This is a genomic window from Paenibacillus sp. Z3-2 (assembly GCF_054161325.1).
The window spans coordinates 2,882,831-2,907,657 of record NZ_CP096397.1 but is presented as its reverse complement, the minus strand read 5'-3'; the positions used below and the strand labels follow the sequence as shown (position 1 = coordinate 2,907,657).

The 24,827-nt window shown below is 45.1% G+C and carries 20 protein-coding genes; 3 read left to right on the top strand and 17 right to left on the bottom strand.

Annotation, left to right across the window (positions count from 1 at the left end; all coding sequences use genetic code 11):
• From M1D71_RS13085 to M1D71_RS13055, 7 genes are all read right to left on the bottom strand, one after another.
• A complete protein-coding gene (locus tag M1D71_RS13085) occupies positions 1-1,329 on the bottom strand; it encodes a Gfo/Idh/MocA family protein (RefSeq protein WP_458126805.1) in 1,329 nt (442 codons plus the stop codon).
• Positions 1,326-2,864, bottom strand: a complete 1,539-nt coding sequence (locus tag M1D71_RS13080; protein WP_458126804.1) for an extracellular solute-binding protein — start codon at positions 2,862-2,864, stop codon at positions 1,326-1,328. The genes M1D71_RS13085 and M1D71_RS13080 overlap by 4 nt, the downstream gene beginning before the upstream one ends.
• A gap of 23 nt (positions 2,865-2,887) precedes the next feature.
• Entirely contained in the window at positions 2,888-3,757 is an 870-nt protein-coding gene (locus M1D71_RS13075) for a carbohydrate ABC transporter permease (protein ID WP_458127233.1), read from the bottom strand.
• Positions 3,758-3,759: 2 nt separating this feature from the next.
• Entirely contained in the window at positions 3,760-4,719 is a 960-nt protein-coding gene (locus M1D71_RS13070; protein WP_458126803.1) for an ABC transporter permease, read from the bottom strand.
• A gap of 238 nt (positions 4,720-4,957) precedes the next feature.
• Complete coding sequence (locus tag M1D71_RS13065; RefSeq protein ID WP_458126802.1) at positions 4,958-5,680, bottom strand: hypothetical protein; 723 nt, start codon at positions 5,678-5,680, stop codon at positions 4,958-4,960.
• Positions 5,681-5,826: 146 nt separating this feature from the next.
• Positions 5,827-6,717: a UDP-N-acetylmuramate dehydrogenase gene (gene murB / locus M1D71_RS13060; RefSeq protein WP_458126801.1), complete on the bottom strand. Its 891-nt coding sequence runs from the start codon at positions 6,715-6,717 to the stop codon at positions 5,827-5,829.
• Positions 6,718-7,022: 305 nt separating this feature from the next.
• On the bottom strand, positions 7,023-7,664 hold the full coding sequence (locus tag M1D71_RS13055) for a hypothetical protein (protein ID WP_458126800.1): 642 nt from the start codon (positions 7,662-7,664) through the stop codon (positions 7,023-7,025).
• Between the two features lie 163 nt (positions 7,665-7,827).
• Between M1D71_RS13055 and M1D71_RS13050 the strand changes: the two genes are divergently transcribed.
• Positions 7,828-8,502 carry a class I SAM-dependent methyltransferase gene (locus tag M1D71_RS13050; RefSeq protein ID WP_458126799.1) on the top strand — a complete coding sequence of 225 codons (675 nt, stop codon included), beginning with the start codon at positions 7,828-7,830 and terminating at the stop codon, positions 8,500-8,502.
• 90 nt (positions 8,503-8,592) lie between these two features.
• Here M1D71_RS13050 and M1D71_RS13045 read toward each other — a convergent pair whose 3' ends face one another.
• The 9 genes from M1D71_RS13045 to M1D71_RS13005 form a co-directional block, all read right to left on the bottom strand.
• The gene (locus M1D71_RS13045; RefSeq protein WP_458126798.1) at positions 8,593-9,996 is read right to left on the bottom strand and encodes an outer membrane protein assembly factor BamB family protein; all 1,404 of its coding nucleotides are present in this window, start codon (positions 9,994-9,996) and stop codon (positions 8,593-8,595) included.
• 195 nt (positions 9,997-10,191) lie between these two features.
• Positions 10,192-12,243, bottom strand: coding sequence for a serine hydrolase domain-containing protein (locus M1D71_RS13040; protein WP_458126797.1), 2,052 nt, complete (start codon positions 12,241-12,243; stop codon positions 10,192-10,194).
• A 110-nt stretch (positions 12,244-12,353) separates the two neighbouring features.
• Positions 12,354-13,652 carry a GHKL domain-containing protein gene (locus M1D71_RS13035; RefSeq protein ID WP_458126796.1) on the bottom strand — a complete coding sequence of 433 codons (1,299 nt, stop codon included), beginning with the start codon at positions 13,650-13,652 and terminating at the stop codon, positions 12,354-12,356.
• A 1-nt stretch (position 13,653) separates the two neighbouring features.
• Positions 13,654-14,394 carry a LytR/AlgR family response regulator transcription factor gene (locus M1D71_RS13030; RefSeq protein WP_458126795.1) on the bottom strand — a complete coding sequence of 247 codons (741 nt, stop codon included), beginning with the start codon at positions 14,392-14,394 and terminating at the stop codon, positions 13,654-13,656.
• Between the two features lie 251 nt (positions 14,395-14,645).
• Positions 14,646-17,471: a beta-glucuronidase gene (locus tag M1D71_RS13025; protein WP_458126794.1), complete on the bottom strand. Its 2,826-nt coding sequence runs from the start codon at positions 17,469-17,471 to the stop codon at positions 14,646-14,648.
• Positions 17,472-17,657: 186 nt separating this feature from the next.
• The gene (locus M1D71_RS13020) at positions 17,658-18,452 is read right to left on the bottom strand and encodes an SDR family NAD(P)-dependent oxidoreductase (RefSeq protein ID WP_458126793.1); all 795 of its coding nucleotides are present in this window, start codon (positions 18,450-18,452) and stop codon (positions 17,658-17,660) included.
• A gap of 130 nt (positions 18,453-18,582) precedes the next feature.
• Entirely contained in the window at positions 18,583-19,581 is a 999-nt protein-coding gene (locus M1D71_RS13015) for a helix-turn-helix domain-containing protein (RefSeq protein WP_458126792.1), read from the bottom strand.
• A gap of 140 nt (positions 19,582-19,721) precedes the next feature.
• On the bottom strand, positions 19,722-20,294 hold the full coding sequence (locus tag M1D71_RS13010) for an alpha/beta fold hydrolase (RefSeq protein WP_458127232.1): 573 nt from the start codon (positions 20,292-20,294) through the stop codon (positions 19,722-19,724).
• A gap of 188 nt (positions 20,295-20,482) precedes the next feature.
• A complete protein-coding gene (locus M1D71_RS13005; protein WP_458126791.1) occupies positions 20,483-20,791 on the bottom strand; it encodes a hypothetical protein in 309 nt (102 codons plus the stop codon).
• Between the two features lie 164 nt (positions 20,792-20,955).
• On the opposite strand from M1D71_RS13005, the gene M1D71_RS13000 reads away from it, so the two are divergent.
• Together M1D71_RS13000 and M1D71_RS12995 are read left to right on the top strand one after the other, a co-directional pair.
• A complete protein-coding gene (locus M1D71_RS13000; RefSeq protein WP_458126790.1) occupies positions 20,956-22,188 on the top strand; it encodes a GAF domain-containing sensor histidine kinase in 1,233 nt (410 codons plus the stop codon).
• A 217-nt stretch (positions 22,189-22,405) separates the two neighbouring features.
• Positions 22,406-23,680, top strand: a complete 1,275-nt coding sequence (locus tag M1D71_RS12995; protein WP_458126789.1) for a stalk domain-containing protein — start codon at positions 22,406-22,408, stop codon at positions 23,678-23,680.
• Positions 23,681-23,939: 259 nt separating this feature from the next.
• Here M1D71_RS12995 and M1D71_RS12990 read toward each other — a convergent pair whose 3' ends face one another.
• Positions 23,940-24,821: a carbohydrate ABC transporter permease gene (locus tag M1D71_RS12990; protein ID WP_458126788.1), complete on the bottom strand. Its 882-nt coding sequence runs from the start codon at positions 24,819-24,821 to the stop codon at positions 23,940-23,942.
• Positions 24,822-24,827 lie beyond the last annotated feature (6 nt).

Sequence of the window (24,827 nt, the reverse complement as noted above, 5' to 3'; positions counted from 1 at the left end):
TCACTTCTCCCTCCCTTTGTGCGTGGGCACTCTGCTGTTCCAACCACCCAGCACTTCGTCTATGGAAATAGGCCGATGCTCTTCCACAGATCGCCATACTGCTTCTCCAGCGGCAACGGAATAAGCGCCGTCTTCAGCACCAGACAGAATTCGGTAAGGGCGTCTCTTATCTTCGCCGAGGAAAATATCCTCCAGCAGCAGTGGATCTCCTCCTCCATGTCCGCCTTCACGATGAACAACATGGATCGTTTCTTTTGAACCAAAGAGCGGAAAGTAATCGATCGTCTGGACAGGTGTGGGAAAAGGCGTCCGGGCCGGCATATGATACTCCAATGTTTCTAGCCTGCCCTTCGTGCCATTTACCGCCAACCGGTACCCTTCGTATGGAAGGGAGAAATTGACCGAATAACTCATCAGCGCGCCGCCGCTATATTTCACGGTTGCGGCATACGTGTCTTCAATCTCAATGGTGGAATCGAAGATACACTGGTCGGGACGGTATGAAGTGTACGGAAACTCCTGCTGGCTTGCTGTACCGAGTTGGTTCAGATGGTCATCCGGTACCCGGATCTGACGACTGCGGGACGTCCATCGGGAATAATAGGCGCAATCTTCTGAGACATGGCATGTACGGCAATGTCTTCCGTCCTCCTGTGCCGGATTCCATTCGCCTTCAGCCCCGTAATAGTTCAGTGCTCCATAGGCAAAAACTTCAACTGGCTTTTGATTGATCCACCACTGGACCAGATCAAAGTGGTGGGTACTTTTATGGACCGACAGACCGCCCGAGAATGCCCGCTCACGGTTCCAGCGTTTAAAATAACTGGAGCCGTGATGGGTATCGATATACCAGTTAAGGTCTATGGAAGTGACGCGACCGAGTTTCCCCTCCTGAATCAATTCCTTAATGCGCATGTGGATCGGCATATACCGATAATTAAAAGTTACGATGACTTTGCCCTTACTTCTTGCTTCTGCTTCCAGAATGCGTCTGGCATCAGCGCCTGTAGTCGTCATTGGCTTTTCGGTGATAACATCGAGATCCTGCTCCAACGCGGCAACAATATAATGGGCATGGGTATCGTCCCTGCCAGCCACGATGATACAGTCTGGCCGAGTCTCATCGACCATGACCCCAAAATCCGATGCGCCATATACCGCTACTTCTGTATGCTGAGGGAAACGGGTACGATAGACTTCAAACCGTGCAGGATCGGTATCCAGCAGAGCGACAACCTCTGAATTATGAGAGAACAGCTCATGAATTGGTTTCGCAAATTGTCCCAATGCTCTGCCGCTGACCCCGCATAGGGCATATCTCTTTTTCATTTTCTCACCTTCTCATACCATTCCTGTACACGCTGGGTGACCACTTCGCCCCCGGAAGCATTCCATTTCTTCACATATTCATCATAAGCCTCGATCGGCAGCTCGCCGATGACAATCTTGGTCAATACCTCCTGGAACAGCTTGTGGGATTGAATATCAGGAAAGCCTTCATACACAGAGGCTGGCAGACCGTCACCTGCAATTTGCCGTGCATCGGCAGTACTGACTTCGAACATGTCTTTGACCATCTGTTGCTGATCTTCCGGATATGTCTCTTCAATCCGCTTATTCATGTCTTCTGCTGTAGTGAGATTCTTCATACCGAGGGCAAGCGGTTTGTTGTCAGCAGGTGGAAGAATGACTTTGCGTCCATCCTTGACTACATGCTGCTCACCTTCAATACCGAAGCGACCAAACTCATCATTTTCAGGATTATAAAAGAAGTCCAGTAACTTCAGCGCATTTGGCGCATTATCCTGTTTGGTGGCCGGAATCATCCATTCCGGTTCACCCATGCTCTTCTGGGTGACAAAAGCTTCAAATCCTTCGGCTTTGGGCAGCGGCATTGCTGCAATGTAAGCATCTGGAGCCTGGGTCAGCATCGCATTGTACCGATCTCGCACATTTGCAGGCAAATGGTACCAGCTGCCTACGAGGTTGTTATTGATTTTGGCCTGCCACACTTCCCCTTTGTTCAGGAAGGTTTCATTGTCCAGCAGTTTTTCCACATATAACATGCGAATGAACTTGATGGCTTCCCTCATATTGTCGGTAGTCCCTGCGTACTGGATTTTTCCATCGTATTCATCCCATTCGGGATACCCTTCCCACATCGCTACCCCGAACATCGCAAACAGATGGTCCATCCATCTGCCGAATTCCCTGCCGCTTGTTGGCAGTTCATCCGGTTTGCCGTTGCCATTCGGGTCCTTGTCACGGAAAGCTGTAAGTAGCTCGACATATTCATCAGTGGTCTTTGGCATCTCCATGCCCACCTTATCCACCCAATCCTGACGAATTAACGGTGAACGTTCAGGCACAAGGAATACCTTGGGCACATAATAGATTTTGCCATCAGGGGAAGCAGAGCGTACGATATCCCAAGCTTCCTGAGGAATACTTTCCCACACATGGGGTGCATATTCAGGCAGCAGTTCATCCAGTGGCAACGCGCCTCCCTGCTGAATCAGTGTCTGCTCAATGCCTCCAATCGGACGCAGGATATCTGGCAGTTCATCCGAGGCAATCATCAGGTTCAAGTATTCGGATGGCTCCGAACCGGGAGGCGTTGTAATGAGTTCATACTGGACTCCCGTCTGTTCAGCGATGTATTTCACATGCGGATTATCCGCAGTTGGCAAGCTACCAACGCCCATATGGCTTTTGAATACTTTGACTTTTACAGCTCCACCACTGCCTTCGCCGTTACCAGCGTCATTTCCGGAATTCGTAGTAGCGGAGCCACAACCAGCGACCAACAGCATGGCTAGACTGAGCATTAGCGGCACCATCTTGCGACTCAGTTGTTTTCTCATGGAATCATCCCCCTGGACATGGTTTATTCTTTCAGTGATCCGAGCAATGAACCTTTCACAAAATACTTCTGTAGATAAGGATACACCAAAATAATGGGAACGCTTGCAAAAAGTATTGTCGCTGCCTTTAACGTGGTTGTATTGAAGTTGTAATCCCCAAGAAACATATTTACCTGGGCCAGTTCCTCCGGGCTGGTTAAATACGCTCGCAGCTTCATCTGCAAAGGCCAGAGCCCTGGATCACGGAGGAACAGTACCGCACGCTGGAACGTGTTCCAATATCCCACCGCATAGAACAGACTGACCGTAGCCAGAACCGGCTTGGATAGCGGCAGATAGATCTGAAACAGAATCCGGAAGTCATGGCAACCGTCAATTCGGGCTGTGTCATCAAGTTCCTTGGGTAAGCTCATGAAAAAGGTACGCAGAATGACCATATTAAATGTACCAATTACACCAGGAATGATCAGGGACCAGATGGAATTCATCATGCCCAGCTCCCTTACCGTCAGGAAGAATGGAATCATCGGGGCATTGAAAATCATCGTAATTACGATGCCCAGCATGACTTGTTTGCGAATCATGAATTCTCTGCGCGACAACGGAAAAGCGGTCAACACAGAAAATAACATACTAAGCGCAGTACCCACTACCGTAATGAATACGGTTACACCAAACGATTGCCATAAGCCTGAGCTCTGAAGGATGTGTTTCCATGACGCGAAAGTAAAGCCGACGGGCCATAGAAATACTTCTTTGGAGTCTGCCGCAACCGGCGAACTCAGGGAAACTGCAAGCAGATGTAGCAATGGAAGGAGCATCGTAAAGGCTGCAAGCGTCAGGAAGATATAGTTGGCGGTTTGGAACAGCCTTTCTCCAATCGTCTGCTTGATCATTACCACAACCCCTCTCCTGATTTTCTCGCAAGCCGATTGAAGACCCAGAGCAGAATGAAGCCAATCACCGATTGAAATAGACCAATCGCTGTTGTTACGCTATATTGCCCTTGCAGGACACCAGAGCGGTATACATATGTTTCAATGATATCCCCTACCGAGTAGGTCATCGGTGTCAGCAGGTTATAGATCTGATCAAAGCCAAGTTCCAGAAAATTGCCAATATTCAGCAGGAACAGGGTTAAGATCGTCGGGAACAACGCAGGTAATGTAATGTAGAGCGTCTGCTTCCAGCGATTCGCTCCGTCCATCACTGCCGCTTCATATTGCGTGGGATCAATGCCACTTACCGCAGCGAGATATATAATCGTTCCCCAACCTACCTCTTTCCAGATAGAGGACAGCACAACAATAGGTCGGAAATATTGCTCCTGCTGCATATACAGGATCGGTTCGAACCCGAACCATCCACGGACAGCGTTTACAAAACCACCTGAGGCCAGCACCTCAAACACGATCCCCCCGACAACGACCCAAGAGAGAAAATGAGGCAGATAAAACAGACTCTGCAAAAAGCGTTTGGCAAGCATTTTTCTCACTTCGTTGAACAATAGCGCCAGCAGGATGGGAGCCGGAAATCCGATCACCAGTTTGTATAAGGCAATCAGAGCTGTGTTCCGAAGCACATGATAGAAATCCTGATACGTAAAAATAAACTTGAAGTTATCCAGGCCTACCCATGAGCTACTCCATATACCTTTCATAATCTGAAAGTTCTGAAATGCGATTACGCTTCCGCCCAGTGGAATGTACTTGAAAATAATATAGAACAAAATACCGGGCAGGATCATGACATACAGCATCCAGTGTTTTCGAATGTTACGCAGATAACTTGGTTTGACAGGTCTATTGACTGTAACCCCGGGTTGCAGCTTTGATGTTTCCGACAGCTCAGCCATACGATCGCGGGCCCCCTTTGACAGAATGATGGTGAATGACGAGCAGGCTCCTCTGTTCACATGTTAAGCGAGAGCGGGGTCAGCAACAATCGTTCAATCAGCCACAGCATGAGCCAATCCCTTGCGTGACACGGGTTTGCAGGATCGGTTCATTCGCTGGCGGAATGGTTGGTACTACATTGGACAAAAAAAAGCCGCCATAGGCGACCTCAGAAGTGATTATGCTGTTGTTTACATTTCACTTTATGTCTTTGAGAGTCCCTATCTCATTTCCCAGAGTTAACGATCCGCTGTCATTGGCATCTTTAATTTGTTCATGGGTAATGAGCTTCTCTTCTTCGTTAAATCCCTTAATTATATATGGGATAGCCGCTGACGAAGGAAGGAAAACATACCAGATTAAATGTCCCGGACTCACCTCAACCAGTTTTGCTTCGGTCGCGATTACTGTTCCATTTTCCTGGGTCTCTACGGATACACGTTTAATGGATGAATCTTGAATATTACCAAATAACATGGGAAACGGAGTGGAGACTTGCTCCAGTTTCGGTATACTCATATAATGCAACGCAAACTTGGATTCAACTGATTCTTCAATGAAGTATCCTCCGCCCCATACCCATTTCCATCCGAAAATATTCTTTCGAACATACTCCATCTGAAGATTACTGCTATTTTCCCGACCCTTTTTGTGCGTAAACAAAATCACGCCCCCGTCCACAGCCTCCTTATGAATGAATTGGGAGGTATAAAATTCGCCTCTAAATTCTTGAACGGCCCCTTCAGGACTGTTCGCTATAGGAATATGTATAGGTTCACTCAATCCCCAAACTTCGGATATCCGTTGATCGGCTAGTCCTCCAGCTCGTTCATTCATATACATATAAGTACCAACTAACAGGGGCGACAGTAAAATCACCATTGCAGTGATTAGCAAAATTCTTCGCTTACGCTTAAACATCTCCATGTACACTCCCTTATGATAACGATGAAATATTACTAAAATCATTCTAATATTACCATAATTAGGATGTGAATACTTGTTTCAGTACCATTCCCACACGTAAAAAGGCCGCCAAAGGCGACCTCCTAATGATTCCAATAAAATTATTCCCCCAAAAAGATCACTTCGGTTTCCAATTCAACATGGAACGTATCATATACTTTCTGCTGAATAAATTGGATCAGGTCCATATAATCCTGGGCAGTAGCGTGATCCACATTCACGATAAAACCTGCATGTTTCATGGAGATTTCAGCGCCTCCAATACGAGTGCCCTGCAAGTTACAGTCCTGAATCAGTTTACCGGCAAAATGTCCTTCAGGTCGTTTAAATACACTTCCACAAGAAGGGAACTCAAGCGGCTGCTTGGATTCTCTCAGGAACGTTAATTCCTTCATTTTGCTTGCAATCTCATCCTTATTACCTTTTTGGAGTTCGAATTCGGCCTCCAGTATGATATAGTGATCCATCTTGAAGAGACTATTTCGATAACCAAATTTCATCTCATCTCGAGCGATCTCCACTACTGCGCCGTCTTTGTTGATTACAGTCGCACGTTTGACCACATCGGCAATCTGACCGCCATACGCACCCGCATTCATATACAAGGCGCCTCCTGTACTGCCAGGAATGCCACATGCAAATTCCAAACCGGTCAAGCTGTGGTCCAAAGCAAGTCTGGAGACATCAATGATGTCAGCGCCACTTTGCGCAATGATGTTGTCCTCACTAACATTAACCTGATCAAAATGACTTAGCGAAACAGTGACTCCTCTGATTCCCCCGTCTTTGATAATGACGTTTGACCCTTTGCCAATAACCGTCAGAGGTAATTGATGTATGTTGGCAATCTCTACGATTTTTTTAATTTCGTCTATCGTCGTTGGATGAACGAGAATATCTGCGTTGCCCCCAATTTTAATATACGTGTGTTCTTTTAGCGGTTCATTAAATTTCACTTTTTCCATAGGTATCTGATGCTCAAAAATATTCATGATTTTCTCTCCCTGCGTTCTCAAAAGAACATGATTCTTCTATTGTAAATGGAAATGTACCCTCATTACAATCCATCATATCTTTTTTACTGTCCAGACCAGCAGTTTGCCGCCTTACTTTCCTGTAGTTTGATATATGATATTCATCTAGCCATTAGGGATGTGACTAGTGGTTATTGGGGTCACAATGCTCCAGCTTGTACAAATGCACCTGTCGTCTCCAGCCCCAGTTGATGTTGCCTCCCTATTTCTGCGTGCAATCTGCTAAAGCAAAAAAGTCGCCAAGTTGGCGACTTTCATGGATCTTACGTATCGAGCTGAACGGTAGATAAGGTCACAAGAACCGGACTGGCAAAATCAGAAGCTTCTTCTCCTTTGGGGTTATGAAGATGGAATAGAAAAGCATCTCCTTCTTCTGATTTCCAGACCATATAATCACGGACCCCTTCTTCACCAGAGGCCTGAAGATATAGCTCGGCGGAACCAAGCGGGTGCTCCACCAGCTCTCCGCTATAGTCGGATACCTTACCAGCGTTTTCTAATTCTTCCTTGCCCGCAGTCTCCAGTTCTGCCAGATTATAATCCGCAGGCAAAGGTTCAATATCCACATAGTAGTCAGAGTTACTGGTTAGTGATAAACGGCCTTGAGCAGCATCAAATGTGAATTTCTCGAATACGTACAAGGAAAACCCTTCTCCTTGTTGTAAGGACGCCTCTAGTGATTGATTCCCATCTGCGGTCATTATTTCAAAACTCTCGGTTTGCGGACGCTCCGTTACATTTTCTTCTGTTCCATTTGTTTCAGATGCTTGCTCACTTTCTGTTGAAACTGCTGGTGTCGATGGCTCAGGGCTAGCTGAAGGTTCATTACCACCTGAGCAAGCTGCAAGTGCAAGAACCATAACGATTAGCGAGATACTCATCATAATAGAACGTGGTTGAAACATCAGCTTCATTCCTCCCTGTCTTGATTCTCTGCTTACATGTTATTACCCATGGCAGAGACTCGGAACCTATAAGTCCAACCTATGAACTTATCCATAATCGATATTTCCCTTGATCTCTTCCAGTTTGTAAAATATGGAGAAAACCTCAAGGAGTGATGAGCCTATGGAATTCTCAGTAAAGCAGCTGTTTGATAAGGTAGCCCAAGATTATGATGTGCAGCGAAAGCAGCTTATCCCTTGTTTTGATGATTTTTATGGAATGGCTCTGGATCTAATGGAAAGCCCGCTCGATTCTCCACGTATTCTTGATCTGGGTGCAGGAACGGGACTGCTCTCCGGATTGGTCCTGCAAAAGTATCCCAACGCGCGACTAACCCTGATTGACATTAGTGATCAAATGCTCGAAGGAGCACGCCGAAGGTTTGCTGATGCTAACCAAGTACAGTATGTGGTCGGGGATTACTCCAAGTACGATTTTAACAGTTCCTACGATATGATTATTTCCTCCCTGTCCATTCACCATCTCACCCACGCTGACAAGAAAAAGGTGTTTGAAACTGTACATCAGCTATTAGAACCAGGTGGGCGCTTCATTAACGCAGACCAGGTTCAGGGAAGAACCCCCGATACGGACACCTATTACCGCAAGCGTTGGTTAGAAGTGATTCATCGGAGCGGTTTGTCTGAGGAAGCCATCTCGGCTTCGATCGAAAGACGCAAGGTCGATATCAATGCCACGCTGGAGGATCAATTGGTGTGGTTGGAGGAAACTGGATTTCGTGTGGTTGATTGCATATACAAACACTTGGACTTTGCGGTGTTTTACGCGCAAAAATAAAAAAGTCCGGATCATGAGTGAGTTATGCCATGATCCGGTCTTCTCACATGATTTTCGTACGGCGCCAGATGCAGCTTAAACTAAAATCACTTATTTCAGCGATGCTGGCAGCTTCACGCCGAGTAGTTTGCCTTCGGCTTGGATAATGATCATTCCGTTTGTCTTCAACGTCGTGTTGTGCAGATCTCCTTCGGTGGAGACTCGAAAGACGGGTTGACCCGATAACACATTGATGGCAAGCAGAGTCCCGTTACGTTGCGCTCGATACATTCCTTTTCCGTAAACATCCATCTGAGAAATGGGAGAATCCCCATGCCATTGAACCTCTTGACCATTAGCCAACTTGATGCCTGTGAGTTCACCGGTGTCGAGGTTCTTGTATATCAGTCGTTCCTGTACAATGCCAAGCAACGCCATCTTGTCCCCGTAAGGTCGCTGAAAAGTTCGAAGGGGCGCTGTTCCCGACTTAGTCGAATTCAACGGATACTCCGCTATCTTGTCTCCCTGTTCAATGTACAGTTTGTCTTGATGAACAAGTATCTCTCCTCGACCATTCGTATACGGCGGGTCTCCCGGCATTTTCCACGTATACTCCTGACTTCCTTTTAACACACCGGTCTTCAGGTTGTATGCATTGATCTTCCATTTGCGTTCAGGTGACGAATCGTATTCCTCCAGCATTGGAGAATAGGTGTCCACCGAATACACAAGACCGTCTTTGATCTGAAGAGCTTGCCCCTGACCAAAATGATCCCATAGCTTTTTGCCCGTTTTCTTGTCATATGCATTAAGCTGAATGGATGTAAGTGCCCCTTGGACAAAAAAGCTTCTCAGCACCACACCATTAGATTCTTCAAGATATTCAGTACCGTGACCTTCGCCTAATGGTTCATCTGCTTTCCAGCGCAATTTGCCTGACTTGATATCCAGTGCAAACGTTGTACTTCCCTTAATCACGTAGAGAGTGTCCATCGTTGGAATCAGAGCTTCAGTACGTTGATACGTATCAATCCAGGTGGATGTGACAGATTGCCATTTTGCTTTTCCTGTCTGAGCATTCAAAGCATAAGGTTTATGATCGCTGCTCATACCGTAAAGGACGCCGCTTTGATAAGTGATATAAGGTGTCAAATTTTTGCCGTAAGTCCACAGCCGTTTACCTGTTTTGGCATCGAGTGCAATTAACTTTGATCCTGCGAACGTGAATACTTTCCCTTCTTCCGCAATGGCATTAACTAGGGCGTACGTCTCGTTCATATCTAGATAGTTATCTACTTTCGCCGTCCATGAAGGTTTCATCTCAGGTACAGTGATTCGATGATACGAATACCAGTTACGGATCGATACATCCGATGCTTCTGCATGTGCCTGAGACGGAAATACCCCTATGACTCCATGAACCATCAACATTCCAGCAGTAAAGCCTGCAACAACGGGTCTGAATGCTTTTCTTTTCCAATCTGTATTCGTTTGGCGTATACGTTTATTAAACATGGTGAGTGAGTCCTCCTGTGAAAATTATCCTGATATATAACTACATAAACATAACGTGCAATCAGGTCAAATAGTTACCAAATTTCTAAATTTATTATGAGGAAATATCAAAAAAGCCGCCATAAGGCGACTTCTTGATAACTGTATTGTTTCTGTGACATGTTGCGAACGAGACTTTGTTATGAAGCCACTACTTTACTTTAATTCAATCTGAAATACATCACCGGCGTCACCACCAAAAACGATAAAACCATCTTTCGGAAGCTGCGTCGACTCCTGATTGGTTGCAACAGAGAAGTGAACCACCTCGCCTTTCTCATCATACACCGCATAACCTCCGTTCTCCGGAGAATCTACTCTGATGGATTTGTTCGCCGAACGGGCGTCAATTGCATACCATCGGGCCTGACCGTTAGCCGGAATGGTTGTCATTCCTTTTTTCCCACCAAAGATTGGAGTAATGGCATCCTCTGCAATGTATTCCTGCCCATCCTGCATCAAAATCTCGGCGCCACTCTTCGTGGAGAATTGCAGATCAAATGCGTCTCTTCCGTTCATGACTGGAATCTGGGCAACATTCTCTGCGTTGTTCGCATCCATAATTTGCGTGCCATTAGCGTAACCATTCTCGGCATCAACGGAAAGGTTCTTGATCAGCATCGATGGAAGCAGATAGAAGATCGACGTTATTTTTTCATCCAGTGCGTAATATTTCGCTTCGTTACGAGCTGCCCATTTCTTTTTCGTTGCTGCGTCCAGCGCGTTATGTTCCAACTTTTGATAATCATACGTGTTCATCACCGTTTGACCTAAACCAGGTAACGTAATCATGCCCTGAACTTTAACATATACCTTGTCATTACTTTCCTCCACAAAACTGACCTTCGCACTGCCATCCGCACTTGTAAAATGTTCATCGCCTGTGTACACATAGTTCTGCTCCGGAATAATTCCTCCCAGCAAGGCGGGCAGTTTGATCTCGTCATCCTTGATTGTTATATCCAGTGTTGCACCAACCGTACCATATAGACCTGAATATGCATTCAACTCCGTCGGCATCTTCACCTTGACAGGTGGTGAGAATGTTTGATCAGGCTGAACATCGTCGATGATGCCCTGATCCTCCAGAACTTTCAGCAGCACTTTGCTGGCAAACATCTGATTGTAGACCGAAGATCCGCCAGATGATAGGACCGCCATTGAAATATCATGTTCCGGTATGGTGATTAACACGGCATGATATAGCATGGTGTCTCCACCCTTGGCAAGTGCGGTAATCCCATAATCGCTGAAAGGTGCAAGGTCAACCGCATCCCAACCCAAGCCATAATTAATCGTATTTTGTTCATCAGATACCCATATGCCCTTACGATACTCATGAGATTGCATGGCCTTCACAGCAGATTCGGACAGAATATCCGGTCTGTTCCCCATTAAAACCTCTCCGAATTGACTCAATTCCTCTGCGGTGGAATATACTCCACCTGTACCGATAATGTTTGCATTCTCAGTAGGCATCTTCATTTCAAGTGTAGGCCAATACGTTTCGGATAACTGATCTCTGTCAAAGGAATCCTGTGGCGTCTTCGTTGATTCCAACTTCAACGGTTCGCTGAAGAACTTGGCGATGTATTCGCTGTAGCTTAACCCACTTACCTTTTCCACCAGAAGCTCGAGCAACTGGAAACCATCATTGCTGTAGACAGAAAAGGCTCCAGGCTTGGATTTCAGTTTTTCGGACTGAAGTTTGAGCAATAGCTCATCATGATTGCGGCTATCATTATCGTCAAACAACATGCTGTTCCCATAATGTGAACCGTAAAGACCAGATGAATGATTCATCAGCATGCGTGGTGTGATTTGTGTATAACGCGCATCCGCCATCTTAAAGTCTGGTAAATACGATGTAAGCGGCTCATCCAGATCTACTTTACCAGAATCGACCAGCCTCATGGCAGCTGCCGTAACAACCATTTTGCTAACCGAACCTATGCCATACATGCTATCCTTGTCTACTGGCTTCTGTGATCCCTTGTCGTGCAGTCCGACGCTATCTGATAAAATGTATTCCCCTTCATCCATAATGGCATATTGCACACTGGTGACACCGTAGTTTTGTACCATTTCTTTGGCAATCTGCTCCGCCCGTACCTCGATCGTTACACTGTTATTCGCCTCTGCGCTGACAGATGTCAGCGGTGTAATTACAAGCACCGCTGTACATAAAAGACTGATAAATTTTTTCATGCTCATGTCCTCCCTCAAATATCTTTTGATTGAATTCATCATATCTGGGAAAAGGCAGTTCGAACGCAAACGGACCCTGAATGGAAAAAAATAATCCCCGAACGGTATGTTCAGGGATTATTGGTGTGAAACGGAAGCACGACCATGTTGTTAAACTTCCGATGCTGATGCTCAATACTCATATGTCCACCATATTTCTCGCATATTCTTGATATGTTGGTCAGACCGATCCCATGATACTCCGGATTAGGCTTCTCACTTTTCAAGTCAGCTATAGGCTTCTCAACATCGTTCATAATCTGGATGACAAGTGCAGATGCCGTGGAGTGGATAGCAATCAGAATATATCGGTCCTCCGCTTGTCTGATCTTCTTGGAAGCCTCGATTGCATTATCGAGCATGTTACCGAGCACCACACACAGATCATATCGATCAATCTGCACATGTTGCGAGTGGAGCTGGATTTTGGTGTCGATTTTGATCCCATTTGCCTGCCCCATAGCAAGGGTGTTCGTAACAAGAGCATCAATGACCAGATTGCCGGAGTTCACCCTGTGGTATGCACCTTCAATTGTACTCAGTGTAGACTTGATATGGTCACCTGCCGCCGCCAGTTCGTTACGTTTGATACATTCATCAATATAGAGAAACTGCTGGTTAATATCATGGATGATACTTTTAATGTTTTTGAAACTGTGAACGGTCTTCTCATAGTTGGCATCCTGGTGATCCATCTGACGCTGTAACTGGGCATTTGCATGCGCGAGCTGTACCTTTTCCACCATATTATCAAATACATAGACAATGAACACATTGAGAAAAAGAGAACCCAGTACAGAAAAGACGTAAAATATGTTCTTTTCACTGTATATGGAGGCCACATTGATCTGGTAGATCGTAATGATCGGTACGATGAGAAACAGCAAATAATACCGATAGTGAACGGCAAAACTTCTACGTTTGGCGACTAGACGGACAACTTGAATGACAACGAACATGATGCTGCAACCAAGCAGCATCACCTTGGAAAGAACCCAGTGGTCTTCTCCGTTGAACTGATCCATTGAACTGTAATCCGCGGATTCCAGAACACCGAGAATATATACAGCGATGGCATTTGCCATGGTAATTAGAACCCCATACAGGATGGTGAAAACAAGTTTGATTTTGAACTCTACTTCATAGGATTGTGCCAGACTGAAGATTAATAGCAGAGCAACCGCAGTGGAACCGATGTCAGAGAAGGAAGAAACCCAATAAAAATAACCCAACAAGACAAATACCAAGAAATAGATCGCTCTACGCGGCTTCCGGCTGGACTTGCCCAACACAGAATCAAAATAAAAATTCGCCTGAAATGCCATAAGCAATGTCACGAAGATGATGGAAAAAATCATATAGGCATCCATATCATTGAATCCTCATAATCATGTATTTGGTATAGGCATCCTTGACTTCCTTGACCTTGGAGCGGCCAATGGGGAGTTCCGTCCCATTTAACATGACGACTTGTGTGCCTGCAAACTTCTGGACATGCATCAGGTTAATCATAACCGAGCGATGAATTTGCAGGAAACCATGGTCTTTCAATGCAGTCGCATAACTGGATAGAATCCCTTTGGTATCATGCACATTATCCTGGGTCACAAACTTCAATTTGTTCTTGATTGTCAAACTTTTGACGACCTCAATCCAGAGAATATCATCATATTTTAACAGCAGTTCATCATAGTCTGACTTGATTAGTACATACTTTTTGTCCATCGCCTGAAAATATTGACACAGCTTAATCATCTTTTCCTCGAAAACTTGCGGCTGGATGGGCTTGATCAGATATTGAAAGGTGATAACATCGAAGCTTTCCACCATATATTCGGGGTAACTGGTCAGGAACATAATCTGTACATCCAGAAACTTCATATCCCTGATCTCTTTGGCGGTCTGGATCCCGTTCATTCCACCCATCTCCACATCCATAATGAGAATATGAAATGTATCTCCGGCGTCTCTATAATGCGAAAGTAGTTGTTCACCAGATGTGAATAAGCTAATTTGAAAATCAAAATTGGTTTTTAGGGATAAGGAGATCAGCATTGATTTTACACGTTCTCGCTGCTGCTCCTCATCATCACAGATTGCAATATTGAACATGGGGGGACATCCGCCTTTCATCGACATCGACTCTGAATTTCACTCTCGAATATACTATTTTATCATAGGTTTCGGAGTCGAATCGGGATGAAATGCATAATTTCAACCGTGAAATGCGACAATCTGAACAGCTTATACCAAATAACCTGACACACAAAGCCCCTTCCGTGGACGGAAAGGGCTTGTTTAAGACGCTTAATTACATATCTATTGATGGCTGTTCATGATCTGCTTCCGCTTACCTAAGCCACCTAGACCTGAATAAACAACTGGCGAAGCTCCTCCTCTTCCAAGTGAGTAACTGGCTGGTATGCCGGACTCTGTACATAACGCTGGAAGCTGTATAACAACTGTCTTCCCTCCAGCGTAGTCATTAGGCTCTCCAGATTCAGAGCACCCATCAGGACTCTACCATTCCGCACCCGGCACTCCATCAACAGTCCGAGCTTATGGTTCCGTTCAAAATTATCAATGGTCTGCACGATCGGTTGCAGATCTTTACTCAGCTCATCCAGAATGATCGATGACGATTCGGAATTAATGCTCCACCATGGATAGGTCGAGAACTCCTCTGTGTCAAAATGTTCGAAGGCCGGATGGTCCTGTTGAATCAACAAACCCATCGTGCCGACTGGAACTTCTCTTTTCATATTCTCTGATATGGAACGGAACATGGGATAAGACCAGAAATCAGTGCTATAGAAACCTTTAATAGCGTGTGAAACATTCTCTGGTGTCGGGAAAAGTAAAATATCCTCGCCTTGCTCAAGCAGCTCAAGTGCATGCTCCGAGAGTTCGGTAAAAAGATTCAAACCGCTCAGATCCACTTCCTGTTGAATCGGGTAGATCCACAGGTCGTAAGACTTACGAATATCCGTGCCCGGAATGGACAGTCTCAGCTCCACTTTGGTCATATTGGAGACTTCAGGGATACGAATACTGAGATCCGTGATACTCACATAATGTTCTTCATGGAACGCTGGCAGGTCTGCTTCCCCTTCCACAAGGATGCTGCATTCGATCTGCTCGTTTTTCAGTTCCCACTTCAATTGAAGTCCATCCAACGCTTGTCTCCGGAAGTAACTTAGTTCAATGCGTGCTTCGAACAATTCACCAGCCTGATAATTATATTTGGGGAACCTTGCCAACAACACTGCGTCTGAACAGAACGTTCTCCATTCCTCAGGTGTAATCATGCCCTTGGAATCCATGAATGCGTCCAGTATGCCTACGAGCGCTGTTCCCTGACCACTGAAATCCTGGAGATCAAGCAGGTGGAAACCGGCTAGATGCTTCGAACGAAAAGCAGCTTCCAGTTCTTCCTTGTAACATTCGACAGCAAGTTTGCCAGAGGCTCTGAAGTAGGCTTCCGCCAGATGTCCCATTCCCTTTGCTTCCAGACGTTCTCTAAACACTTCAAAGTTTTTGGCTTTGAGAGAACCCGTATACTTGTGGATCTCCTCGAAATTAGGAAACGTGGCGTACTGTCCAATTTCATGCGAGATGATCGGCACATGTGAGACAAGTTGATCACTTCCAGCTTCGGCCTGTACCGTTTTGGAACCTGTGCCATACTGGATCTGAATCTCTTGACCCTCCGCCTGGCCAAAAGAATCAGCGTCACTTCCTTGCTCCGGTACAATGTTTGCATCATAATCCTTCAATGTGTTCGGTAAGTCGGTCTGTACGTGACCAAGCGGAGCATCACACATGGCATACGAACCTCTGAACAACCGTTCTTTGGAGAAACGTACCCCGCAGAAGAATTCACTTTCCTCCAGAATGTCTGGTACAAACTGAAAATTATTGGAACCTTCGGTGTACAGATGACGATGATCATATGCTTTGTATGCTTTCAGGATCGAATTCAGTCTGTCCTTGCTGCCCCATAGTTCATTCCCCATGGACATCATGACAAATGAAGGATGATTACCAAAAGCTTTCAGCATCGCAAATCCCTCACTAATCAAGTAATCCTGCTCTGCTTGATTGCGACCATCCGCAGATTCGTCCGTAATGGTTCCCCAGAACGGAAGCTCAGGCTCCATGTAGATGCCGAGCAGATCCGCTGCAATGAAAGCTGCCTCCGGAGGACAACAGGTATGAAAACGATAGTGATTAATGCCGTAGGACTTGGAGATGGCGAGAATGCGAATCCATTCGTCCACATCTGTTGGCGCATATCCCGTGAGTGGGAAAATCAGACCATCATGCTTGCCTCGAAGAAAGGTTTTGTGACCATTAATGGTGAATTTGTCTCCAGCTGCCCGGAATTCGCGCAGGCCCGTCCATACTTCGGTGGAGTCTAGCACTTCACCGTTCTGATCTTGCAGTTGAATGTGAAGTTGGTACACATTAGGTTCATCATCACTCCATAACATGGCATGTTCGCCAATGCTGTACGTCAGCCCAATCTCCTGCGAATCCGGGATGAAGATCTGCTCCTCCGTCGTATGAACCGGGTCTGCACTGACAGCGACAGCAGATACGACAATTCGCACTCCTTGCAGGTCGCCGACATGTTCTGCTTTGATCTCGAAAGATCGAGTTGCAAGATCGGGATAGACCTGAACATTATCCAGGAAAACACGCTCGAAAAATTGGAGTTCCATCTTCCCGGTGATCCCGTTCCAATTCGTCTGTGTGTCTTCAGATGTAAGGTGTCCTCCTTTCGTTGGATAATCGGTATTGTCCACTCGAATCGTAATCGTATGTGTCCCAGCGGTTAGCCCTGCCTCCATCTCGTAAAGGTGAGGTGTATTCAGACTGTTTTGCGTGCCCCATTCCACCCCATCAATCCAAAGCGTTGTAACTCGTGTTCGTTCCAGATGCAAGAAACAACGTTTGCCAGCCAAGTGTTCGGGAATCTCAATCTCTCGTGAAAACCAGGCGTAACCTTCAAATAAGTACTCATCCGTCAGCGCGCCGATTAACACATGTTCGTTTATCTTGCCTTTGGCCGCATGAGATGTGGTATTGGGCAATGAAATGACGTCTGAGTAATTCAGGCCACGTTCCACCTTATGTTCATCGAGCTGAAGTTTCCAGATACCTTCCAGATTTAATGCAGCTATCATGATATTTGTCTCCTTTTTGATTCATCGAATGGATTTTAAGTAATCGCTTTCACATATAGAAACCGTTTTCGTAATCATACACGTATTATAAACTCGATGGGTGCCAACCGCATAGTTAATTTAGAAATAAAAAAGTCGCCAATCATGGCGACTTTCATTGTTTGATATCTTTTATCCTGAAGACGTTTAGAAAATAGTCGGAACCATCCCCCCGTCCATACGGATCGGAGAGCCTCGAAAAGCTGATGCATACGGGCTGCACACAAAAGTCGCGAGTCTACCTATTTCACTTGGCTTGATGAATCGTTGTAATTCAGACTGCGGCAGATTGCTCTTCATAAAATCATTCTCTTTTTCCTCAAAAGTCAGCGCCTCATCCGGGTATATGCCCTCAATAATCTCACGTACATTTTCAGACAATGTCGGCCCTGGCAGAATCGTATTAATCGTAACTTCTTTCCCAGCTGTCAGTTTGGACAGACTTTTGGATAATGACAGCAACATTGATTTGGTCATGCAATATTGTGGCATCTGGCCTGAGGGCATAAGCGCTTCTTCACTTGCTATGAAAATAATACGCCCGTCATTGTTCTCCATCATTTTAGGTAAGTAAAATTGGGACACGCTATTGGCTGCCAGAACATTGGTACGGAAATATCTCTCCCACACTTCATCATTCACATCTTCATAACTCATGATCTCATATATGCCCATGCTATTAATTAAAATATCAACTTCGGGGAATTTCTCGAACATAGCTTGGCGTTGCGTCTGATCCACAAGGTCAGCCGTGGCCTTTTGCGGAGAGGTATCCGGAAAATTGGACTTGATTTCACGAACTGTTCGTTCTACCTCTTCATTATTTCGTCCATTAATCAGAACGTGAACACCTTCTCGGGCGAGTTCAATGGCAATCGCTTTTCCGATCCCTTTTGTCGATCCTGTTACTAAGGCTGTTTTTTCTTTCAGTCCCATATCCATCCTGCATTTCTCCTTCTTGATTATAACTATCCGGTAGCTGAGTCTTGAAGATTGCGAACACCTTTATGCTCCCGATAGAAATAATATTACGCAGTCTGAACGGCCTAGTAACTAGCACATTACGCCAGAATTATTGCCTGACACGCCAATTCGAAGGTGTATCCCCTTCCCAAGTCCGGAACGCACGATAGAACGAATTTTGATCTTCATATCCCACGAGGAATGCCACTTCTTTGATATCGAGCGAAGGATCCGCCAGATACTTTCGTGCCTGCTCATGTCTGGCTTCAGTCAATAACTGTTTGAAGTTTGTGTCCTCCTCAGTCAGTCGGCGCTGCAATGTACGGTCGCTTATGCGAAGCTCTTTGGCAACAGTTTGGATATCAGGGCGCTTGCCTGTAAGGCTGCGTTTCATAATCCATTTCACCAGATCAGTAACGGAACGACTGCCCTGCCGTTCATCCAATGACCGATCCAGCACTGGAGTCAGAATCTCAATTAACTCTTCATTATATGAGAGAAAAGGAAGACTCAAATCTTTTCGATCTAGCGTCAGCCGATTATATGGTTTCCCCGTCTCCACTCGGCAGCCGAAATAGGTTTCAAGGATGTCTACATTACCCATAGGACGTGAGAATTCAACCCGCTTTGCATTTAAGGGCTGGCCCGTTCCCCGACGTCCGAGTTCGAGCAGAAAAGCTAGGGTAATGCCTACCAGAAGTGGCGGGCCTGGTTGCTCCTTATGTAACCATTCGAGTTCAATGATACATTCCTCCCCTGCTTCGTTAATCTGCAAGCTCTCGGGAGGACACATTTGCTTATAACGGACCATTCGATTTAATGCATCGCGATAATCACGTGCATGGTACATCGCCAGAACAGGCGGAGGGTACTTCGATATTTCATATCCCGTTGCAAGTTTGATGATACCCTCGGCCGTGTCCCCAATGAGATCAGAGTAAGCCTGCCAGATCGCAAAATAATGAGCTTGATTCTGTACAGGTTTATTTATTGTTTCAAGAGATAGTTGTGCCGTCCGTGCGATGTCGTCCATACTAATCCCTAATTGATGCAAGCCAGCCCAAAAGCCTGGATGAACTTTAATTCGATCATTCGGTTGAGATTTCATGCATACTGACTCCTTTAGCTTGTTCCATTTTCATTCTGCTTTCTTATTATAGAACAGAAAACACGACTGACCATAGTGGTTAGTCGTGTTCAAATTAATCATTTTGTATATATATGAAAAGGTGAATTTAATATAGGCGTCTACTCGTTCAACGCGGTTTTGATCAAGGCGTTTACCCGTGAATTAAACAAGAGGCCGATATGAGATACGAGGGATACCGAAATGTTGTTCGCCCCGTTCAACCGGGAAAGTGCCGGGGACACAATCGTATCGCTGGTGGAATAAATCGAAGTCACCTTTATTCCACTCGGAGCTGTAGTTGTTGTCAATCGATTAGCCCCACCAAGGGTTATCAATTTGTCTACTTTGGAAGCGCCACCCCGGTTAAGTATGTAATACAGACTATTGGCCCCGCCCATGCTATGAGCTATAATGTTAACTTTTGTGTGACCCGTTTCGCGCAGAACATCATCTACAAAACGACTGATCGCCGCAGAATTCAACAACTGGTTTCCTTGTTTACTAGGGAGGTCAATCGCGAATAGTTCGTCTCTCGTCCAACCTTGGCTGCGTAAATAACTCTCAATCGCTGTAAAATTACTATCTGAACCGGTTAATCCATGAACTAATACAATGGGTGTACGTGCTGTTGCTGCAGAAGCCTTTGAACTTGAGCCTATTCCAGGTACCGATAAGGCAAGGATCATGCTCATGAATACAAGAAGTAATAATTTTGTCTTTTTCACTTGTTTCACTCTCCTGTAAAATGATTTATATTCCATATATTACAAGCTAACATATGGAATATAAATGAACCTTTTGTCTCATTTTTTACAGGAATATCCATGGAAACTATGGCTAACTTGATCATATTTTATCGAAGTCTGGTTCTCTACTCCTGTTATCCTTCAACAATATCTGCGTGCAGATCTGTTGCAATTTCAATCATTTTGGGTACAATAGCTTCGTTAGAGATAGCTACATATACATCTCCCATGTACAAACGAAAAGCGATCTGTGTTCCTTCAAGGTCCCACATAAAAAAGTCCCCATCAATGGACATGGTGCTCTCAGCTCCGACAATGTTAAGAATTGTTGAATACGTAAAATCGGGTTTGGATGCAAAGTAGAGTTTGCACTCTTCCAAAGAGATGGATTGCTCCGCATTGTTTTCTTGCATGGATCGGGTAATTCGAAAACGCTGATTCATAGCTATGCCTCCAACATGTATTAGTTTGAATATTTTCAAGCATCATATTTTCTCATGTCCTTCAACTACTGTCAAAACCATGTATGCCCTATTCTAGGAATTCATATATACTGGTACATATAAGTACATAACGAATCTCTACCATCAGGAGGCGTCAAATCAATATGTTGAAAACAGAATTCATTGATGTACTATCCATTGTCTCACAAAAATTATATGATTCGGCTGCTAATGTAATGGATACGGCAAGCAGACTAATTCCTGCAAATACGTTTTGTATAGCCCAATTGGACCATCTATCAACCAAAGTTCTCAATGTATATAATCGTGAAAAACTAATATTAGGTGAAGGGCTAGTCGTTGACAACGCCGAGTCGTACTGTGCCCTTGTGACCGAACATACCCAAGGCCCGTTGGTGATCAATAATAATCTAACTCATCCATTAACCAGACATATGGACGCAACCGAATTCGTAGGTGGATGTTCATTTGTAGGTGTTCCCATACATGATCAGTATGGGGAAATTTATGGCTCCCTCTGCTCATTTGATCAGGATTTCTATGCCTACCAACAGAAGGACATAGATTTGCTGCTCTCCTTGTCTTCCTTTTTCACGGGTCTGCTAGAGATGGAAACGACCTTGCAGCAGTTAAAACGTGCGGAAGAAACTACTGCGAAAATGCTAGAAGAGAAGAAAAATCTGCTTGCCATCCTCAGCCACGAAATCCGAACCCCAATGAATGGTGTTCTTGCCATGACAAACCTTTTGCAATCTACAACACTAAATGAGGATCAATCATTGTATGTTAATGTCATTGAAGAAAGTGGCACCAGCCTTCTATCTATGATGGATCAAATTCTCGATTATTCCAAGATGGAAGCCGGCGCGATTTCTTTGGAGATCAGTCCATATAGTGTCACTGAAACAGTTGACCATGTGTTACAATTGTTCTCTTCCGAAGCACAGAAAAAAGGAATTCACCTATATGCTGAATACAATATTAATGATCATCTGATGCTTTTAGGCGATCAGCATAAAGTCCGTCAGATTCTAATCAATCTCGTTGGAAATGCGCTTAAATTCACTGAAAAAGGAGAAGTCTGTATCTCTACTCAGGTATCTGCTGATCCAGCAGGCACCCTACATGTATCCTACGAGATAAGGGATACGGGCATCGGCATCCCGCAGGATCGCCAAGATCTGTTGTTCAAATCCTATTCCCAAATTCATGGAGATTCAGGAAAGTATGGAGGAGCAGGACTGGGTCTGTCCATCTGTAAACAACTCGCTGAATTAATGGGTGGCGTGGTGTGGCTTAAAGAAACCAGTCACTTAGGCAGTCGATTCGTTTTTAATATTTCCAGCCCTGCACCCAACGTTCATACGCATGTCTGAACGATGAATATATTATTCTATCTGAACGGATCGGAGGTATATTCGATGACAACGCTCGGAAGCAGATTCTATTAAATAGCGATATGGTATGTATGACTAGACTTCCGACTCTTATATTGGAACTATATGAAAATTTTGTTATGCTACATATGCTAGATTACTAGATTCTGTTAAAACATGATTCTACTATTATGTACAGAGTTGGAGGAAACAAACAATGCTTAATAAACGAGCAGGAAAAATTGCTGCGGTTACTGTAATTGCTCTCTCTATTCTTGGAAGCACCTCCAATATTGGTGGAGCCTATGCTGCCCCGTCCATTTCAGTGCACTTGGATGACGTTCCCCTGAAGTTTGATGCAGCTCCACGAGTTGATAAGGGTGTCACTTATGTTCCATTCCGAACGGTTGGACAAGCTCTTGGTATCGATATTATCTGGAACAGCAAATCACAGACTGTAAAAGCGACGAACACGGTGAAAGGACAAACTACCGAGGTACTATTACAAGTTGGCAGCACCACAGCAACCGTTAATGGGAGAAAAGTTACACTTGCTGCAGCACCCGTTCAGCGAGAAGGACGCGTGCTCATTCCACTCAGTTCTTTTAGTAATCAATTTGGCGTAAGTGCAAGCTGGAATCAGGCAACCAAAACGGTCTCCCTCGTCTCACCACAACGCGAGATGCACCTGAGAGCCTTCTATGCATTGCAATCCTTTCAAGAAAAGGATCTTGTTACTTCCATGAATTCCGTAGCCTTTGGCTGGAGCCGCATTGATCGTGAAGGTCAGTTTACGCTCCAGGGGGATGAGTACCGTCTCCCTGCTGCTGCGGGTGATATTACGCCGCAGTCCATCGTTGCTGACGCAGCGGATCAGCAGATCCAACCACAGCTCATGGTGTATGCGTTGGACGGAAACGGCGAACTGACCAAAGTGTTGAGTGATAGCAGCCTGCGGCAGAAATCGATTGAAGGTATAACTGCTGCGGTAGCAGAGCATGGTTTTGGTGGAGTTGTTCTGGATTTTGAAGGACTGGGCTTTAAACTGGATGCAGTAGAACAACAGAAGCTGCTCAATGCTTACGTGAAGCAATTAAAGAGTTCCTTGCCCCAGGACACTGCCTTATCTCTTGCGGTACCCCCGCTAAATAGTGCTTATAAAGGATATGATTACAAAACACTTGCATCTATCGCAGATGATCTGATCATTATGGCCTATCAGTATAATCCGGTTGGAACCAAATCCCAGGTACCCGAACCAAATAGCCTTGTGGATCAGGCGATTCAGCTAGCTCTTCAAGCTGGTGTTCCGAAAAATAAATTGCTGCTCGGTATCAGTCTAAGCAGCGAAACGCCCTCCTCCGTTGATGATAAACTGGGTCTTGCCAAACGTTATGATCTTAAAGGAGCCGCCTTCTGGCGCCTGGGTCTGTTCCGTTCCTACAATACAAAGATGGAAGATGCCGTGAATGCCTCTGTCATCAAAGAGTAGTCATCTTTGAGTGGATGCATCTCACTTAAAGTAGAAGAAGGACCAAATCTCTGTTGTCAGAGACTTGGTCCTTCTTCTATATCTTTTTCATTTCATAAGTTTATCCACACTTCCAAATACAAGCTTTACAATCTGGGTGGGACCAGGCAAACGGGGCTGGAAGAGAAGAATGCTACCAATTCCTGTCGCCAGCATACTAAACCTTGCAGCAGGTGCAAGGACTTCTTTGACATGACGCCTCCCCTTTCCGTGCATATTCCTACCCTTTCACTGCTCCCAGGGCAACACTTCCGATAATCTGTTTGGAAAACACGGAGAATACAATAATAATAGGCAAGATGGAGATCGCAACACCCAAATACAAGAGTCCATAATCCATCCCATAGTATCCTTGCACTAGCGCAACCAGTACCGGAAGTGGGTATTTATCCAGGGAGAAAAACAGAACGAGCGGTGTAAGAAAATTATTCCACGATCCGATAAACGTGAATATACCGAGGGCCGAGATCGCCGGCCCCAGAATGGGCAGTACAATCTGATTGAACGTCCGGAACTCGCCAGCACTGTCCACCCGCGCAGATTCAATAATCTCATCCGGGATGCTGCTCTCCATGAACTGCTTGATAAAGAATACATTAAAGGCGTTAGCTGCAGCAGGCAAAATAATCGCGGCATAACTGTCCAGAAGCCCCAACATACTGAATAGTCGATATACGCCAATCAGGGCCAGTTGACCCGGTACCATCATGGTCGCTAACAGAAACAGAAACAACCCGTTCCGCCCTTTGAATTTAAATTTGGCAAAACCATATGCCGTCAAAGCACCAATATACAGAGATAGCACGGTCGATGTTCCAGCAATGAAAATGCTGTTGGCAAAACCACGCCAAATGTTGATTTTCGATACCATGTTCATATAATTATCGACTAAAAATGATCCGGGAAGAAAGGTGAACGTTGAAGCAATCGTTGCATTGTTATGTGTTGAATAGATGAGCATCAGATAAAATGGAATTATGCAGAGTACGGCTAGACCAATCAGTAACAGATAGATGATGATCTTGCCTGCCGTCAGCCCCCTTGTATTGGCATATTGCTGAATCGCCGCATTTGGTCGTTCGACTGATTTTGCAGTTTGCATAAGAAC